15 protein-coding genes and 1 riboswitch are annotated in these 17,791 nt (G+C 66.7%); of the genes, 7 read left to right on the top strand and 8 right to left on the bottom strand.

The features are described from left to right. Nucleotide 1: 1 nt before the first annotated feature. The 5 genes from QCM77_RS14675 to QCM77_RS14655 are packed head-to-tail and all read right to left on the bottom strand — an operon-like array spanning nt 2 to nt 6,459. Entirely contained in the window at nt 2–631 is a 630-nt protein-coding gene (locus tag QCM77_RS14675; RefSeq protein ID WP_279684031.1) for a precorrin-8X methylmutase, read from the bottom strand. Next, entirely contained in the window at nt 631–1,794 is a 1,164-nt protein-coding gene (cobG, locus tag QCM77_RS14670; protein ID WP_279684030.1) for a precorrin-3B synthase, read from the bottom strand. Before cobG ends, QCM77_RS14675 begins: the two co-directional genes overlap by 1 nt. Next, nucleotides 1,791–5,039: a cobaltochelatase subunit CobN gene (gene cobN, locus QCM77_RS14665; RefSeq protein WP_279684029.1), complete on the bottom strand. Its 3,249-nt coding sequence runs from the start codon at nt 5,037–5,039 to the stop codon at nt 1,791–1,793. The genes cobG and cobN overlap by 4 nt, the downstream gene beginning before the upstream one ends. Then, nucleotides 5,039–6,088: a cobalamin biosynthesis protein CobW gene (gene cobW / locus QCM77_RS14660; protein WP_279684028.1), complete on the bottom strand. Its 1,050-nt coding sequence runs from the start codon at nt 6,086–6,088 to the stop codon at nt 5,039–5,041. The genes cobN and cobW overlap by 1 nt, the downstream gene beginning before the upstream one ends. Next, the gene (locus QCM77_RS14655) at nt 6,085–6,459 is read right to left on the bottom strand and encodes a DUF1636 family protein (protein WP_279684027.1); all 375 of its coding nucleotides are present in this window, start codon (nt 6,457–6,459) and stop codon (nt 6,085–6,087) included. Before QCM77_RS14655 ends, cobW begins: the two co-directional genes overlap by 4 nt. A gap of 95 nt (nt 6,460–6,554) precedes the next feature. Further along, nucleotides 6,555–6,775: riboswitch (cobalamin riboswitch) on the bottom strand. A 40-nt stretch (nt 6,776–6,815) separates the two neighbouring features. Between QCM77_RS14655 and cobO the strand changes: the two genes are divergently transcribed. Then, complete coding sequence (cobO, locus tag QCM77_RS14650) at nt 6,816–7,451, top strand: cob(I)yrinic acid a,c-diamide adenosyltransferase (protein WP_279684026.1); 636 nt, start codon at nt 6,816–6,818, stop codon at nt 7,449–7,451. Nucleotides 7,452–7,474: 23 nt separating this feature from the next. Then, nucleotides 7,475–8,923, top strand: a complete 1,449-nt coding sequence (locus QCM77_RS14645; RefSeq protein WP_279684025.1) for a cobyric acid synthase — start codon at nt 7,475–7,477, stop codon at nt 8,921–8,923. Here the strand turns inward: QCM77_RS14645 and cobD are convergent. Further along, a complete protein-coding gene (gene cobD, locus QCM77_RS14640; protein ID WP_279684024.1) occupies nt 8,912–9,874 on the bottom strand; it encodes a threonine-phosphate decarboxylase CobD in 963 nt (320 codons plus the stop codon). The genes QCM77_RS14645 and cobD overlap by 12 nt on opposite strands. An 11-nt stretch (nt 9,875–9,885) precedes the next feature. Next, a complete protein-coding gene (gene cbiB, locus QCM77_RS14635; RefSeq protein ID WP_279684023.1) occupies nt 9,886–10,827 on the bottom strand; it encodes an adenosylcobinamide-phosphate synthase CbiB in 942 nt (313 codons plus the stop codon). 121 nt (nt 10,828–10,948) lie between these two features. Between cbiB and cobU the strand changes: the two genes are divergently transcribed. The 5 genes from cobU (at nt 10,949) to QCM77_RS14610 (ending at nt 16,809) form a co-directional block, all read left to right on the top strand. After that, entirely contained in the window at nt 10,949–11,452 is a 504-nt protein-coding gene (cobU, locus tag QCM77_RS14630; RefSeq protein ID WP_279684022.1) for a bifunctional adenosylcobinamide kinase/adenosylcobinamide-phosphate guanylyltransferase, read from the top strand. After that, complete coding sequence (gene cobS / locus QCM77_RS14625; RefSeq protein WP_279684021.1) at nt 11,449–12,231, top strand: adenosylcobinamide-GDP ribazoletransferase; 783 nt, start codon at nt 11,449–11,451, stop codon at nt 12,229–12,231. Before cobU ends, cobS begins: the two co-directional genes overlap by 4 nt. A 4-nt stretch (nt 12,232–12,235) precedes the next feature. Continuing rightward, nucleotides 12,236–12,868: a 5,6-dimethylbenzimidazole synthase gene (gene bluB, locus QCM77_RS14620; protein WP_279684020.1), complete on the top strand. Its 633-nt coding sequence runs from the start codon at nt 12,236–12,238 to the stop codon at nt 12,866–12,868. A gap of 219 nt (nt 12,869–13,087) precedes the next feature. Beyond that, on the top strand, nt 13,088–14,119 hold the full coding sequence (locus QCM77_RS14615) for an ABC transporter substrate-binding protein (protein WP_279659882.1): 1,032 nt from the start codon (nt 13,088–13,090) through the stop codon (nt 14,117–14,119). Next, a complete protein-coding gene (locus tag QCM77_RS14610) occupies nt 14,116–16,809 on the top strand; it encodes a hybrid sensor histidine kinase/response regulator (RefSeq protein WP_279684019.1) in 2,694 nt (897 codons plus the stop codon). The genes QCM77_RS14615 and QCM77_RS14610 overlap by 4 nt, the downstream gene beginning before the upstream one ends. Here the strand turns inward: QCM77_RS14610 and QCM77_RS14605 are convergent. Continuing rightward, entirely contained in the window at nt 16,802–17,725 is a 924-nt protein-coding gene (locus QCM77_RS14605; protein WP_279684018.1) for a LysR family transcriptional regulator, read from the bottom strand. The genes QCM77_RS14610 and QCM77_RS14605 overlap by 8 nt on opposite strands. Between the last annotated feature and the right edge of the window lie 66 nt (nt 17,726–17,791).

Raw genomic sequence — 17,791 nt, 5'->3', positions numbered from 1 at the left:
GCTATTCGCTCCGGCTCGCCAGCGCGTTCACGGCGGCGACCGTGATCGCGGAACCGCCGAGGCGGCCCTCGACCGTCAGCGCCGGCACCGGCGGATCGGCCATCAGCGCAGCCTTGGATTCGGCCGCACCGACGAAGCCGACGGGGCAGCCAATGATCGCCGCGGGCCGCGGGCAGTTCCGGTCCTCCAGCATGTTGAGGAGATGAAACAACGCGGTCGGCGCATTACCGATCGCCACGATCGCGCCGTCGAGATGCGGCCGCCATAGCTCCAGGGCCGCAGCCGAACGGGTGTTGCGCATGGACTGCGCGAGCGCGGGAACGGTCTCGTCGCCCAGCGTGCAGATGACAGCATTGGCCGCGGGAAGCCGCGCGCGCGTAATTCCTTCGGAGACCATGCGCGCGTCGCACAGGATCGGTGCCCCCTTCTGCAAGGCCGCGCGCGCAGCGACCGCCATGCCGGGCGTGAAGCGGATATGCGCCTCCAGGCCGACCATGCCGGCGGCATGGATCATCCGCACCACCACCTGCTCCTCGTCCGGCGTGAAGCGCGCAAGATCGGCCTCGGCCCGGATGGTCGCAAAGGACTGCCGGTAGATCGCCGCGCCGTCGGTCTCATAGAGATGCGGCATCAGTGCCCTCCCATCAGGATGGAGGGATCTCCGACGATGTCGTCGCGGTTCAGCCCACGCAGGATGGGCTCATCGCGTGTCGACCCACCGCGCACGAGATCGAAGCCTGCGCTGGTCGCAACCAGAGTGATGGCGGCCGCACCGGAATGGGCGCAGCCCTTGGCACAGCCGGAGACGTGAAGCCGTGCGGCCGCGCCGATGTTCGGGGCCAGCGCCGCGGCAAGGCCGCGGGTATCGGCATGCGCCTCGCGACAGCGTGGCGCACCGCTACAGGCGATGACGCGCAGCGCAGGGTCGTAGGCCTCGGTGATCAGGCCGGTCGCGTTCGGCATCACGTGCTTGCCTTCGCTCAAAACCATCCGCCATGGCGTCATGCGCAGCGCGTGCCCGCAACCGGCGAACTGGTTGAGCGTCGCATGTGACATCTGTCCGAAGGCGACGCCGACCATCGCACCTTGCAAATAGAGGCCGGGACGCGCCGCGGCCATGATCGGCGCGGGCTCGGCTTCGCCGCGCAATGCCGCCGGCAAGAATGCACCGGCGGCAAGATGCGCCGCCATCCGCCCTCGCCCGCCCTTGGCGCCGCGTGAGATCACGAACCAGTTAGCGAACGCAAGCACGGTGGTCACGGCCTCGCCACGCGCGACGGAGCGGCCGCATTTGTCGCCGTCAGCCCGCACCAGCAGTCCGCCGGAACGATCGCGCTCGATCCGCACATCCGCGGAATCGCCCGCAAGCACGCGTGAGGTGCCGTCATCGATGGCGAAGCCGAACTTGGTTGGAAGTTCGAGCTTGCTATCAGCGAGCGCCTCCTCGAGCTCGGCGGCGAGCGATTGGGTCTCGTCCCCGGCACGCCAGAACGGCGTCACAAGGATATTGCGACGGGATTCGGTGTCAGCGTCCGGGTCGAGCAGCGCCAGCTGCGAAAGGCCGTCGAGCAACAGCCTGTGGCTGGTCTCGTTGACGCCCCTGATCTGGAGATTGGCTCGGCTGGTCACGTCGATCAGGCCGTTGCCATGGCGTTCGGCAAGATAGGCCAGTCCGGAGATTTGTGCCGCTTCGAGCCGTCCGCCGAACGGACGCACGCGGACCACGAGCCCATCGCCCGATTGCATCGGGCGCAGCGCGCCGGGACACCAGCCCTTGACCACGGAAGCGCTCATGACGCCTCCCGCAGCGCAGCCGCGATCGAATTGCGGCGCGTCCGCCAGAGCGAAGCCTCATGCAGGCGTGTGAAATACGTCTCCATTGCCGCCAGCGCCGCCGGATTTTCGCTCGCCATGAAGGCGCGGACGTCGTCATTGCCGAGCGTCGCGTCGTAGTAGAGGTCGAACAGATGCGGCGGCACGGCGCCGGCCAGGTGGGCGAAGGCGGCCATGTGCTCGAGCGTCGCTGTGATCTCGGCAGCCCCGCGAAAACCGTGGCGCATCATGCCGGCGATCCAGGCCGGATTGGCCGCGCGCGCGCGGACGACACGGGAGATTTCTTCGGTCAGAGTACGTGCGTGGGGCTGCTCGGGGCGCGTCGTGTCGAGATGATAGAGCGATGGCGCTGCCGCACCGAGATGCGCTGCGGCCGCCGCAACGCCGGCTTCGTGGGCGGCGTAGTCGGCCGCAAGCAGAAGGTCGGTTTCCGGCAAATCCTGGACGTGCACGAAAGCATCGGCGGATGCGAGTCGCGATTCGATGCCGGCTCGATCGGGCTTGATCTCGCCATTGGCGGAGAACGCCCAGGACGATGCCGACAGCCAGGCTTCGCCGGCGGCTTCGCGCGTCTCGGGCGTGAAGGCATCCGGGATTGCCGACAGGCTGACGCCGTATTGCCCGGGACGCGGCGCAAACACACGGGACGCGCGGTGACGATACGGATTCTCCTCGCCCTCGTCCTCGCGGGTCGACAGCGCCTCGGCTGCCGCTTCGAACAATTGCGCAAGGCCTGAGAAGACATCGCGGAACAGGCCCGAGACGCGCAGCGTGACGTCGATGCGGGGTCGGCCAAGCTCGGCCGGCGCGATGATGTCGTAGCCGGTCACACGGCCGGAAGCGTGATCCCAGCGCGGTGCGAGGCCGGCCAGATGCAGCGCCATGGCAAACTCCTCGCCAGCGGTGCGCATCGTCGCCGAGCCCCAGAGATCGACGACAAGGCCTTTCGGCCAGTCGCCATGATCCTGCAAGTGGCGGCGGAGCAATTCTTCCGCGAGCTTGACGCCCTGCGCATGCGCCGACGGCGTCGGCACCGCGCGCGGATCGACGGCGAAAAGGTTGCGTCCCGTGGGCAGCACATCCTGGCGGCCGCGATAGGGCGAACCTGACGGCCCTGGCGCGACGCGCTGGCCCGCAAGCGCGGCCCGCAGCGCGTCCCGTTCCACTTCACCGCAGGTGCCGCGGCCGAACACATGCAGGCCGTCGCCGAACTGGCTTTCCTTGAGATCGCAGACGAAGCGGTCGATCCGCGGGATCGCTTCGGCGGGCGCGGCCGCTGCATCGAGGCCAAGATCGTCTTCGAGGCCTGCCCCGCGCGCCTCGTCGCGGATCGCGGCGACCAGACGCTGGCGGCGGGCGGGATCGAGGCCATCGGCCGTCGAGTACTCGTCGAGGAGCTGTTCGAGCCTGCGCAGCCCGTCCGGCACCGCTGATGCTGCCAGCGGCGGCGGCAGATGGCCGATCGTGACGGCGCCGATGCGCCGCTTGGCCTGCGCGGCCTCGCCGGGATCGTTGACGATGAAGGGATAGATGACGGGCAAATCGCCGATCAGGGCTTCCGGCCAGCACGCCTGCGACAGCGCGACAGATTTTCCGGGCAGCCATTCCAGCGTGCCATGCGCGCCCATGTGCACGACGGCATCACAGCCCTGCCCCCGGAGCCAGAGATAGAACGCGACATAGGCGTGGCGCGGCGTGCGGGCGAGATCGTGATAGTCGGCATCGCGCGTGGTCGCATCGCCACGCTCCGGCTGAACCGCGATGATCGACCGGCCGCAATGGATCGCTGCGAAGTGGAACGCGCCGTCGCGGCAACCCGGATCGTTCTCCGGCGCGCCCCAGGCTTGCGCGAGATCATCCTGCAAGGATTGCGGTAGGCGCAAGAGCGCGGCGCGGTAATCGGCGACGCTCCAGGTCAAATTCTGCGTTAGCAGCGTCTCGCCGAGCGCATGGACCGGCGCGACATCGAAGCCGGCCTCCGCGAGGTCGGACATCAAAGCCTCGACTGAGGCCAGCGCATCGAGACCAACGGCATGCGCGATCTGATGCGGGCGGCCCGGATAGTTGGAGAGCACGAGTGCCATCCGCTTTTCAGCGGCCGGCGTCTCCGCGAGGCGCCGCCAGGCTGCAACGCGCGCGGCGACGGCCTTCACGCGCTGATCGTCGGGCCTGTGCGCCAGATGCGAAAATTGCAAATCGGGATCGCGCATCGCGGCCGACTTGAAGCTCACCACGCCCGCGAACAGGCGGCCGTCGACCTCGGGCAGCACCACATGCATCGCGAGATCGCCGGGCGACAGGCCACGCAGCGAGGTAGCCCAGTCCTCGCGCCGTGCCGTGGAGAGCGCGACCTGGAACACCGGGCAGGATGCGGCATCGAACGGCGTCGTGCCGTCGTCGCCCATCGCCGAGAACGCCGTCGCATTGACGATCGCCGCCGGAGAATTTTGCGCAAGCTGCGTCCGCAGCCAATCCACGACGCTCGGAGCCTTCAGCGAGGTCACGAACACGCCGCAGGCATCAAAGCCCTTCTCGCGCAGCGCCGCGATCAGGGCATCGACCGGACCGGTGTCCGCGGCGGTGAGATAGGAGCGATAGAACGTCACCAGCGCTCGCGGCTTCCCTTCGCAGGCCGATGGCGCCGCGATGACGCCACGCGCGGGATCGTAAAAACCGATCTCGGGAACGGTCGTCTCCCCGATAACGGGGCCGGCATAGAGGCCGGAGGCCAACGCAAGCTGCGCGATCGCGGCTTGTGCTGCGACGGGGCCGCCGGTGTCGCAGAGCACCTTGAGCCGCCGCAGCGTCGAGACCGGCAGGGTCGAATACGCATCCAGCCGCGTGTCGTCGCGGCCGTCGGCCGGCAGCACGGCCAGCACGATGCCGCGATCCTTCGCCATTTGCTGCAGGGCCGCGAGCCCGTACGACCAATAGGACTCGCCGCCGATCAGCCGCACGAGGATGCCGCGCGCCCGTGCAAGAGTGCGCTCGATATAGGTGTCGACCGAGAGCGGATGACGGAGTTCTGCGAGATTGACGAGCCGTAGCGACGGCAGGCTGTCGCGGCCGCGGCGCCAGCCGGCCGCAAACGCGGCAAGATCGGAATCCGAATACGAGAGCACCACGAGATCGGCCGGGTCCTGGCCGATGTCCCTTGGTATCGCGGTCTCCTCGAGACCGCGGCTCTCGCGGAAGACGACGTGCATCAGATGCCGGATCCTGAAAGACCGAGTCCTGCCCTGATTGCGGCCTCGTCGATATCGCCGTGCTCGCCGATCACGACGAGCTTTGACTGCCTCGCACCCGCGCCCCAGGGCTTGTCGAACTGGTGGCGCACGCGCTCGCCGACCGCTTGCAGCAAGAGACGCATCGGCCTGCCCGCGACCGCGATATAGCCCTTGGCACGCAGCACATTCTGCTCGCGCGCCAGACGCTGGACCGATGCGACCAGCGCATCGATATCGATGACCTCCGGAAGATTGATCACGACGGAAGCAAAATCGTCGTGCTCGTGATCCTCTTCGCCGTCGTGGTGCGAGGGACGCGCGGCGAGATCGTTCTCCGCGGCAGCGCCGAGACCGAGAATGACGCGCGCGTCGATCACGCCATCGATGATCGCCAGCATCGGAACGCGACGCGGCATCTCGGCGGTGATCGCAGCCCTGGCGGCTTCGAGCCCTGCCGCGCCTGCAAGATCCGCCTTGGTCAGTAGCACGATGTCGGCGCAGGCGATCTGGTCCTCGAACACTTCCGACAGCGGCGTCTCGTGATCGAGATTTTCGTCCGCCGCGCGCTGCGCCTCGACGGCAATCGGGTCGGGCGCGAAACGGCCGGCTGCCACAGCTTCGGCGTCGGCCAGCGCGATCACGCCGTCGACCGTGATGCGCGAGCGGATCTCGGGCCAGTCGAACGCCTTGAGCAACGGCTTTGGCAGCGCCAAGCCCGAAGTTTCGATCAGGATGTGGTCGGGCCTTATGGGCCGCGACAGCAACTTCTCCATGGTCGGAATGAAATCGTCTGCGACGGTGCAGCAGATGCAGCCATTGGCGAGCTCGATGATGTTCTCTTCGGGGCAATCCGCATCGGCGCAGGATTTCAGAATCTCGCCATCGACGCCTTCGCTGCCGAACTCGTTGACGAGCACTGCGAGCTTCTTGCCGTTGGCGTTGGCAAGCAGGTGCTGGATCAGCGTCGTCTTGCCGGAGCCAAGAAAACCCGTGACCACCGTGACCGGGACTTTTGCGAGCGAATTCATTCGGCGGCCTCCGGCGCGACGGCCATGGGGGGAATGCGGGCAAGCGATTGCTTGCGGAAGATCTCCGGGCGGCTGCGCCACGGCACCAGGCCGTCGGGTGCGGCGGCATAGGCCGCGGCGCCCGCGACCACGTCGCTGGCATTCGCATCCGAGAGGCGACCATAGACATAGGACCAGCGCCCGGGCGCGCTGAGCGCGACCGAGCAACCCTGGCTACAGGCCGACAGGCATTCGACGGGAACCACGCTGACGCCGTCGGGCACGCCGGCCTCGAGGATCGCACCATGCAGGCGCTTGCCGGGCGTCGCCTCGCCCTCGTCAAGCGTTTGGCCGGCGCGGCAGGTGATGCAGACATGAAGTGTGACGCTCATCGCCTCTTCCAGAATAAACAGCGGGAAGCGATGAGGCCCACGAACCGTTCTTGCGAAGGCCCGTTTCCCCGTCGCGGAACACCCCGTCCGCCGGTCCAAAATCGTCCGCGCTGGCAGGTCTCCCGGCTTGCGGAGCAGGGTTTGCACCCTTCGATCCCCGCCTTCCCGATCCCCAAGGGGATCAGTGGCTTCGGGCATCTCTCCGGTCACGGTCGCGGGAGCGGCTGCATTTTGGAACCAAATCTTGCCGATTCGGACCCTATCGCATTCCCTCTTCGCCTGTCGTAGGACAGGAACCAACGCCGGGCCACCATTTGCCCCCGACCGCCTCTTGTCAAGCCGAAGGACCCCGTCCGATGACGCCCGAACCGGATACCCAGACGGCCGACGAAGCCGACGACCGCCACGCCTCGAAAATGGCGAAGAAGAAGGCCGCCCGCGACAAGATCATGGCGACCAAGAGCGGTGAAAAGGGCCTCATCATCGTCCACACCGGCGCCGGCAAGGGCAAGTCCTCCTCGGCCTTCGGCATGATCATCCGCTGCGTCGCCCATGGCTTCCCCTGCGCGGTCGTGCAGTTCATCAAGGGCGCCTGGGATACCGGCGAGCGCCGCATGCTCACCGGCCATTTCGGCGACCTCTGTCAGTTCCACGCCATGGGCGAAGGTTTTACCTGGGAGACGCAGGACCGCGCCCGCGATATCGCCGCCGCCCGTGCCGGCTGGGAGAAGGCCAAGGAGCTGATCCTCGACCAGAACCTCCGCATGGTTGTGCTCGACGAGATCAACATCGCGCTGCGCTACGACTATCTCGACATCGCCGAGGTCGTCGATTTCCTGACGACGCAGAAGCCGGCGATGACGCATGTCGTGCTCACCGGACGCAACGCCAAGGACGAGCTGATCGATATCGCCGATCTCGTCACCGAGATGACGCTGGTCAAGCATCCCTTCCGTTCCGGCATCAAGGCGCAAGCCGGCGTCGAGTTCTAAAGACACCAGGTTCTGAAGACACCATGGCGCGCGCATTGATGATCCAGGGGGCCGGCTCGGACGTGGGCAAGTCGCTCATCGTCGCCGGCCTCGCGCGCGCCTTTGTGCGACGCGGCCTGCGCGTGCTCCCGTTCAAGCCGCAGAACATGTCGAACAATGCCGCCGTCACCGTTGACGGCGGCGAGATCGGCCGCGCCCAGGCGCTCCAGGCGCTCGCCGCCCGCGTCGAGCCGCACACCGACATGAACCCGGTGCTGCTGAAGCCCGAGACGGATGTCGGCGCGCAGGTGATCGTGCAGGGAAAACGCATCGCGACTGCGCGTGCGCGCGAATATGCGGCGATGAAGCCTTCATTGATGGCTGCGGTGCTGGAGAGTTTTGAGCGGCTGAAAGCGCGCGCCGATCTCGTGCTCGTGGAAGGTGCCGGCAGTCCGGCCGAGGTGAACTTGCGCAAGGCCGACATCGCCAATATGGGCTTTGCGCGCAAGGCCGACGTGCCGGTCGTACTGGTCGGCGACATCGACCGCGGCGGGGTCATCGCGCAACTCGTCGGCATCAAGACGGTGATCGACCCGGACGATGCCGTGATGATCCAGGGGTTTGTCATCAACAAGTTCCGCGGCGATCCCACGTTGTTCGATGACGGCTACAAGCTGATCGAAGCGAAGACCACATGGCGCGCCTTTGGCGTGCTGCCCTGGTTCACGCGCGCCGGCGAGCTGCCGGCTGAGGATGCGCTGGGCCTGAGCGATGCGCGAAAACCCGGCCAATGCAAGATCGCCTGTCTCGCGCTGTCGCGGATCGCCAATTTCGACGATCTCGATCCGCTCAAGCTCGAACCTGGCGTCGACCTCGTGATGGTGCGGCCGGGCGAAGCAATCCCCGGCGACGTGCGCCTCGTCATCATTCCCGGCTCGAAATCCACCCGCGGCGACCTCGCCTTCCTGCGCGCGCAGGGCTGGGACATCGATCTCCTGGCGCATCACCGCAGGGGCGGCCATGTGCTCGGGCTCTGCGGCGGCTATCAGATGCTCGGACGAAGCGTCGCCGATCCTGATGGCATCGAAGGTCCTGCCGGCAACACACCGGGCCTCGGACTTCTGGATGTAGAAACGGTGATGAGCTCGGAGAAGACGCTGACGCGCGTCGCGGCCGTGCACGCCGCCACGGATCAGCCGATCGAAGCCTACGAAATCCACATCGGCCGCACCGACGGACCCGATCGCGCGCGCCCATTCGCAAAGCTGAATGGCGAACCGGAAGGCGCGATCACGCGCGATGAACGCGTGCAAGGCAGCTATCTGCATGGCCTGTTCACGTCGGATGATTTCCGCAAGGCGTTCTTGGCAAAGCTCGACATTCCTGCCGGCGACGAGCCCTATCACGCGAGGGTCGAGAGCGCGCTCGATGCGCTCGCCGATCACATCGAAGCCCATCTCGACGTTGAAGGCTTGCTCGCGCTAGCGCGCTAGAGTCTCGGCCAGGCGCGTCCATTCGGATTCGCTGCCCGGAAGCCCGAGGCGCAGCCACGTCGGCTCCCGCGCGAAGACGCGCGACCAGATCTGGCCGCGCGCGAGCTTCTCCTGCGCGGCGAGCGCGTCGGGCGTCTCGTAGAGACGAAACAGCGGCGTCCCGCCGACGAGCCGCCAGCCTTGCGACTGCACCATGCCGTCGATGCGAACGCAGTCTCGCGCGAGCCGCGCGGACGTGGCCTCGGCCCAGGCATCATCACGCAGACCGCGGCAACCGATCGCGATCGCCGCTCCCGAGACCGGCCAAGGCCCCGACATCGATGCGAGCCTGGCGATGTCGGACGAATTGCCGAGCGCGAAGCCGAGCCGCAGGCCGGCAAGACCATAAAACTTTCCAAAGGAGCGCAGGATCAGCAGCCCCGGCCGATCCTCAGATGCAAGTGAAAGCTGCGAGGCCACATCGGCAAAACTCTCGTCGATGACGAGACGGCCGACGCGCGGCAGCAGCGCCAGCAAATCCTTTGGTATATGGCATCGGCCGTCAGGATTGTTGGGATTGGCGACAATGGCGAGGTCCGCGCCGGCCAGCGCGTCGAGCGCGCTGACCTCTTCCACCTCCCAGCCCGCAGCCGAGAGGACTCCGGCATATTCGTTGTAGGTCGGCGCGAGGATGCGCGCGTGGCCGGGTGGCGCGAGTTGCGGCAGCAATTGAATCGCGGCTTGCGCGCCGCCGAGCGCGACAACCGCCGCGCTCGTGCGGTAAGCGTGCCGCGCCGCCTGATGCAGCGCCTCAATCTCGGCCCGCGACGGCAACGCGCTCCACGCGCGCACGCTCACCTCGCCGACGGGATAAGGCAGCCTGTTGATCCCGGTCGACAGATCGATCCAGTCCTCCGCGCGTCCGCCGAAACGCTGCTGGGCCAGATCGAGATTTCCACCGTGCTCGCGCATGCGCTGTTCTTTCACGCGAAGATCAGGATCGCAAGGACGCCGGCGAGCAGCAGCATGGCACGGCGGTAAACCGTCAATCCCCGATCGATGTCGGCAGCAAGCGGATCGCGCGCACCTTCATTCAGCCATGGCTCGTTCGTGGTGCTGCCGTGATAGATCCGGGGACCGCTCAGCCGCACACCAAGCGCACCGGCCATGGCTGCTTCCGGCCAGCCGGCATTGGGCGAACGGTGACGGCCCGCATCCCGCGTCATGCAAGATAACGCCTCCGATCGCCGTGGCGCCAGCAGCACGAACAGAAATCCGGTCAGCCGCGCCGGAATGACATTGGCGACATCGTCGATGCGCGCCGCGGCCCAGCCGAAGGCTTGGTGGCGTTCGGAGCGATGGCCGATCATGGAGTCCAGCGTGTTGATCGCCTTGTAGCCCAAAATGCCGGGCAGACCGAACAGCGCGCCCCAGAACACGGGTGCGACGATGCCGTCGGATGCATTCTCGGCGAGGCTCTCGATCGCCGCGCGCGCGATGCCGGCCTCGTCGAGCGCTAGGGGATCGCGGCCAACGATGCGCGAGACCGCGTCGCGTGCGGCGGCGATGTCACCGGCCCGCATCGGGTTTGCGACGGCAGCAACGTGGTCGTGCAACGAACGCAAGGCGACCAGCGGCCACGCCAGAACGCCGACCAGCACGATCTGGATCCAGCCTGAGGGAAGCAAGGACTGAAGCGCCCAACCGAGCGCGACCGAGAGCGCGATCACCATGAGCGCCCCCGCGAGACCAGCGGCGCGGCGAAATGCCGGCGGATCGGCGGGCCGATTCCAGGCGGTGTCGATGGCAGCGATCAGCCGGCCGAGCCAGGCGACGGGATGGCCGACCCGCGCGAACAACCACGATGGCCAGCCCAACAGGGCATCCACCGCCATCGCCACGACCATCGCACCCGCAAAACCCACGCACGCCTCCTGTCCCGCCCCTGTTGCGCAAACCATGGCCGGAGCGCAAGCCCCGCCCGTCTGATTTCGGCTTTGTCTTTGGCCACGTTTGGTGATTAGTGCTGGCCGACAGGAGACCTCCATGGCCGTCATTTTGATCACCGGCGGAGCGCGGTCGGGCAAGAGCAAGCGTGCGGAACTGCGCACGCGTGCCTTTCCCGGGCAGCCCGTTTATGTAGCCACGGCCGAGGCGCTCGATGCGGAAATGGAGGCGCGCATCGCCAGGCACCGTGCGCGCCGCGGAACCGACTGGAGGGAACGCGAAGTGCCGCTCGATCTCGTGCCCGCGCTGCTCGCAACCGACGACGACGGCGCGCGACTCGTCGATTGCCTGACGCTGTGGCTCTCCAACCTGCTCCATGCAGAACGCAACTGGGAGCGCGAGGTGAGCGAGCTCGCCAGCGCCCTGCCCCGCTTGAATAGCCCCGTCGTTCTCGTCACCAACGAAGTCGGCCTTGGCATCGTGCCTGACAACGCGCTGGCGCGCAGCTTTCGCGACGCTGCCGGGATCATGAACCAGATCATCGCTGATGTCGCCGACGAGGTCGAATTCGTCGTCGCGGGCCTGCCGATGAAACTGAAATGATGCCGCGCGCCGAACTTCTGCGGGACCTCATTGCCGATCTCAGGATGGCGGCATCGTTCGTGACGATCCTCCCCGTCGCTTCGTCGAAGCCCGCAGAGGACGGCGCCGTCGCGCGCGCGACCTGGGCCCTCCCCGTCGCGGGACTGCTGGTCGGCCTTACCGGCGCTTTGGTCTATGCGATCGCCAGCCGGTTCGGACTGACACCGAACCTCGCCGCCCTGCTCGCGCTGGCGACGACCGCTCTCATCACCGGCGCGCTGCACGAGGACGGCCTCGCCGATACCGCCGACGGGCTCGGCGGCGGCCGCACGCGCGAGCGCAAGCTCGAGATCATGCGCGACAGCCGGATCGGCAGCTATGGCGTTTGCGCGCTGATCCTGTCGTTCGGCCTGCGCTGGAGCGCACTCACGGCGATCGCCAATCCGTGGGCAGTCGCGCTCGCGCTGTGCGCTGCGCACGCCGCGGCCCGCGCGGGCGTGCCGGCCTTCATGTCGCTGGTCACCCCCGCGCGACCTGACGGACTGTCGGCGAGCGCCGGATCGCCGCCGGGCCGCAGCGTCGCCATCGCCTTTGCTCTTGGAACCCTCGCGCTCGCGCTCGCGCTTGGGCCTGGCAAAGCGTTGGTCAGCTTGATCGTTCTGTCCCTCGCCGGCCTGATGCTGGCGCGACTTGCCATCCGCCAGGTCGGCGGCCAGACCGGCGACATCCTCGGCGCGTTCGAGCAAACCGGCGAGATCCTGATCCTGCTGGTTGCCGCGGCCTTCCAGATGGGACGCTGACGTCATGGTCGAGTTCGACGACACCTTCCGCCAACACTTGCGCGAGCTGTTCGTGTGGCGCCGCGATGTGCGCCGCTTTCGCAGCGACCCGCTGCCGGACGGCGCCATCGAGCGCCTGATCGAGACGGCCTGTCTCTCACCCTCGGTCGGCCTCAGCCAGCCCTGGCGCTTCGTCACCGTCGACGATGCGGCACGGCGCCGCGCCGTGATCGACGACTTCAAAGCGTGCAACGCCGACGCACTGAATTCCTATGCCGGTGAGCGCGCAGCGCGCTATGCCACGCTGAAACTGTCGGGCCTCGAACAGGCGCCCGGCCACCTCGCCGTGTTCGCAGACAAGGCCAGCGACGTCGGTCACGGCCTCGGCCGCGCGACGATGCCGGAGACGACGGAATATTCCGTGGTCGCGGCGATCACCGCGATGTGGCTGGCCGCGCGCGCCGAAGGCATCGGGCTTGGCTGGGTATCGATCCTCCATCCGGATCGTATCCCCGCCATTCTCGAGGTGCCGGACACCTGGAAATTCATCGCCTATCTCTGCATCGGCTATCCGGAAATCGAATGCGACCAGCCTGAGCTGGAACAGGCGAAGTGGGAGCACCGGCGCAGCGCGGAAGAATTCACGCTGCGGCGTTGAGGGCGAGCTACGGCAGCTCCACGACATCGCGCTGCACAAGCACTTTCAACAGCGCGTCCGCTCCGCACTGGCTGGCCTTGTAGCCCGGATCGCAGTTACGGTCGCCCACAAATTTAACGCTGCGAATGAAGGTTCACAGAAGCATTCTTTCATCAATTGTGGATGCCGGCCGTTCGCGCTAAACATCGGCCTGGGGCAAACCATCATGCAAAGAATTTCATGACCGAACGGCCTTCCGCCCTCGCGGTCGATCGCCGCGGGTTCATTCGCCTTGCGAGCACAACCGCTGCGGGTTGGCTGACGCTCGGCGCAACATCCGATCGCATGCGGGTCGTGGCATCGCTGACGGCATTGCCGCTCGACGACGAACTGACCAGACGGAGCATGATCGACAGCCCGACCTCTCGCCTGGGTGGCCTCATCGTGGGCTTGAGGCAGCGTGGTTGGGTCGAAGGCATCAATTTCCGCTTCGAGCTCCGTTCGACCTTCGGCGCTTCGGATAGACTGAAAACCGCGGTCCAGGAATTGCTGGCGCTCAAGCCTGACGTGATCCTGACCGGCTCGACGATCGAAACCGCAGCAGTCCTGGAAGCCACCAAAACCATCCCGATCGTGTTCGCGACCGCCAACGATCCCGTCGGCAACGGCTTCGTCGAGAGTCTTGCGCATCCCGGCGGCAACGTGACCGGCTTCACCAACAGCAGCGCCGAGATGGGCGGCAAATGGCTTCAGCTCGTCCGGGAGGCCGTGCCGGATCTTGCGCGCGTCGGTATCCTGTTCAACCCGGCGACCACACCTCGCGGCGGCCGCTTCTTCCTCGACTCCATCGAGCAAGAGGCGGTGGCGTCCGGAGTGTCCGTGGTCCCCGCCCCCGTCAACGCGCCAACGGACATCGACGAAGCCATCAGGCGTTTTTCCGAACCGCCCAAGGCGGCGATGATTGCGCTGGTCGACAGCTTCCTGGTGGTCAACCGGCAGGCGATCGTCGCGGCGGCGGCGAGATATCGCGTCCCCACGATCTATCCGTTCCACTATTTCATGGATGTGGGCGGGCTGATGAGCTACGGGCCGACGCTCGAAGTGCGCTCGGCCGACTATGTCGATCTCATCCTGCGCGGCACCAAGGCCGGCGATCTGCCGGTGCAAGCGCCGCGGAAATACGAGCTGCTGATCAACCGCACGGTCGCCCGCACGCTGGACCTGACTATACCATTCACGCTGCTCGCGCGCGCCGACGAGATTCGCGAGTGAACGAGACGATCGACCAGGGAGATTTGCGGACGCCTCCCGGCCGGCTGTTCCGCAAATACCTCTACTCGATCGTCGCGCTCGCTTTTGCCGCGCTTGCCGTCAACACCGGCTTCGACGTCTGGTTCTCCTACCGCGAGCAGAAGCAGCTTCTCGCGGCGACCCAGCGCGAGCAGGCCGCGTCTGCCGCCATCCAGATCGGCCAGTTCATCGGCCAGATCGAAAACCAGATCAGATGGCTTTCGCGCCTGCCCCCGGAGCTGTCCACGAACGAGGACGAGCGCCTGAACGCCATCCGCCTCCTGCGCCTCTCGCCTGCGATCGCGGAAATCGCCGAGCTCGACGCCCGGGGCCGCGAGCAGGTGCGCGTGTCGCGCCGTGTCGCGGACAGGATCGGCGGCAAAGCCGACCTCTCCGCTTCGGCGGCCTTCCGCGGCGCCAATGACAGCCGGGCCTATTACGGGCCGGTCTACTTCCTCGGTGACACCGAGCCATTCATGACGCTTGCCACGCGCGGAACTGGCCTGACGCCGGATGTGATTGTCGCCGAGGTCAATCTTCGCTTCATCTGGGACCTCGTCGCCGGGATCAGAGTGGGCAACACCGGCAAGGCCTATGTTGTCGACCGCATGGGAATCTTGATCGCGCACCCCGATCTGTGGCGGGCGCTGCGCCGCAGCGATCTCTCCGGCCATGCGGACGTCCGCGCCGCGCTCGATGGCGCGGGGCCGCCCTCAGGCGGCCTGGTCAAGGACGATCTGTCCGGTCAACGCGTGCTGTCGACCTATGCGACGGTTCCCTCGCTGGGCTGGCTGGTGTTCGTCGAGCTGCCGCTCACCGAAGCCTACGCGCCGATCTATGCATCGATCGGACGCTCGACATTTCTTCTGGTCATCCTGCTGGCCTGTGCGGTGCTGGTCTCTTTGTTTCTCAGCCGGCGCATGACCGTGCCGATCCAGATCCTGACGCAGGGCGCGCGGCGGATCGGCAGCGGCGACCTCGGCCTGCGGCTCGCGATCAAGACCGGTGACGAGCTGGAAGCGCTCGGCGATCAGTTCAACCGGATGGCCGCTCACTTGCACGAATCCTATGCGACGCTCGAGCGCAAGGTGATCGAGCGCACCTCCGAGCTGGAGAAGACGCGAGACCAGGCCCTTGCCGAGCACGACGCCGCCGAGCGCGCGCGCAGCGCGGCAGTGGCGGCCAACGAGACCAAATCGCGCTTCCTCGCGGTCGTCAGCCACGAGCTGCGCACGCCGCTGAACGGCGTCATGGGCGTGCTGCAACTGCTCGACGATGGCAGCCTTGGCGATGCGCAGCGGCGCCACCTCACGACTGCGGCGGCATCCGGCGAAACGCTGATCGCGCTGGTCGACGCCATCCTCGAATATGCGCGCCTCGAGGCCAGCGCCGAAACGCTGGAGACCCGCGATTTCCGGCTCGACCAGCTCATCGAGACAGCCGCCGATCTGATGCGGCCGCAGGCCTTCGGCAAGGGCCTGACCTTCGACCTCGCCTGCGATGCGACGGTCAACACCTCCGTGCACGGCGATCCCGTGCGGCTCAATCGCATCCTGCTCAATCTGATCGGCAACGCGATCAAGTTCACCCCGCGCGGCGGCATCGGCTTGAACGCGGCCGCCGAGCGTCATGACGATCATGTTCTGCTGCGCATCACCGTCCGCGATACCGGCATCGGCATTGCGCCCGACATGCATGAGCGGATTTTCGAGGATTTCGTCCAGGCCGACGACAGCATCGCGCGGCGGTTCGGCGGCACCGGCCTGGGCCTCGCGATCGCGCGGCGCCTCACCCGCCTGATGCACGGTGAGCTGACGGTGGAAAGCACGCCGGGCGCGGGCAGCTCGTTCGTGCTTGAAGTGCCGCTTGGCCTCGTCGCGAGTGGCATCGCGCAAGGCGCGGTTCAGCCGCCATCACGGCAGCTTCGCGTGTTGCTGGTCGACGACGACCCCGTCAATTGCGAGGTCGGCGAAGCGATGTTGCAGAGGCTCGGCCATCACGCCACCATCGCCACGAACGGCGCGTCGGCCATCGCTCTCGCCCGCGATCAAGCGTTCGACATCATCCTGATGGATCTGCACATGCCCGACATGGACGGCGTCGAGGCGGCGTCGCGGATCCGAAAGCTCGGTCTGCCGAGGATGCCGCGCACCATCGCGGTGACCGCCGACATGTCGCGCCGCGCCCGCGAGCGACTCGCGGGCGCAGGCATCGCCAGGATCGTCAGCAAACCGATCCTGATCAATGCGCTGCGCGAGGCGATCGAGGACGATCCCGAGGACGAGCCAGCAGCGGCGCAACTCGCCGCAGGCACATTGATCGACCGGCATTTCCTCGACGACCAGAAGGAGCTGCTGGGCGCGGCGCAAATCGCAAAGCTCCACCACCTGCTGGAGGAGACCAGCGAGAAGTTGATCGAGGACGTCGCCAAGGCTGCTGAGCTTGGCGATCACACGCAGCTCGCGCGGTTCGCGCATCAACTCGGCAGCGCCGCGAGCGCGCTCGGCCTCGTCCGCCTGTTCGAGCGCTGCCGCGAGATCGAGCTGGCGGCAGCCACGATGTCTCCGCCCGAGTGCCAGAGCGCCGCCCGCGAACTTGCCGCGCTTCGAGAGGCTTCGATGAGCGCGCTGGACGATTCGCTTCGTCCCGCGGAGCAGCACTCGGTCAACTAGCCGCGGCGGGTTTGCGCGCGCCTGCTTCGTCCTCGCGACCGAAGCGCTCGACCAGGAAGTCGATGAAGAGCCGCACCTTCACCGACAGATGCCGGGTCGGCGGATAGACTGCGTAGAGCGCAAGCGGCGGCGCAGAATACTCTTTGAGCACCATGCGCAGCTCACCCTTCCTCAAGGCGCCGGCGGCGATGAATTCGGGAAGCAGCGCGAGCCCCCTGCCCTTGATTGCGACATCGCGCAGCACTTCGGCATTGTTGACGCAGAGCGACCAGGCCGGCTGGATCCAGTGATCGCCGTCGGCGCCGGTCAGCTTCCACTGATTGCCCGTAAGCAGGAAGCCGTAGGTTAGCGAGGCATGCTCGCGCAGATCCTGCGGATGTTTTGGCGTGCCGTGACGCGAAAGATAATCCGGCGAGGCGCAGATCATGCGCGCCACCGGCATGATTTTCCGCGCGATCAAACTCGACGATTCCAATTCCGCAATCCGCAACGTCACGTCAAAGCCGTCCTGGACGGGATCGAGCAGATCGTCGCTGAGCACGAGCTGGAGCTGCAGCTCCGGATATCGCGCCATGAAGTCGGCGAGCACCGGCCCGAGCCGGAGGGTCCCGAACGACATCGGCGCGTTGACGCGCAGCAATCCCCGAGGCGCCGACTGCGCTTGCGTCACCGCCTGATCGGCGGCCTCGATCTCCGACAGGATCACGACCGCGCGCTCGAAATAGCGCTGGCCGTTCTCAGTCGGGCTCGCATGCCGCGTGGTCCGGTTCAGGAGCTGGACGCCGAGGCTCTCCTCGAGGTCGGCGATATATTTGCTGATCGCCGAGCGCGACAGCCGCAACTGCCGGCCCGCCTCGGCAAAGCTGCCGCTTTCGACCACTTTTACGAACGCCCGGAGGCTAGCGAGCTTATCCAAAGGCTGGCGCCGGTGATTGTTTCCAAATCGTAGACATAGACGTCATATTTGCATGGATTGTCTCCA

Origin of the sequence: Bradyrhizobium nivariense (assembly GCF_029846695.2) — a bacterium.
In the GTDB taxonomy this organism is placed as follows: Bacteria; Pseudomonadota; Alphaproteobacteria; order Rhizobiales; family Xanthobacteraceae; genus Bradyrhizobium.
This window is presented reverse-complemented; position numbering and strand designations above follow the sequence as displayed.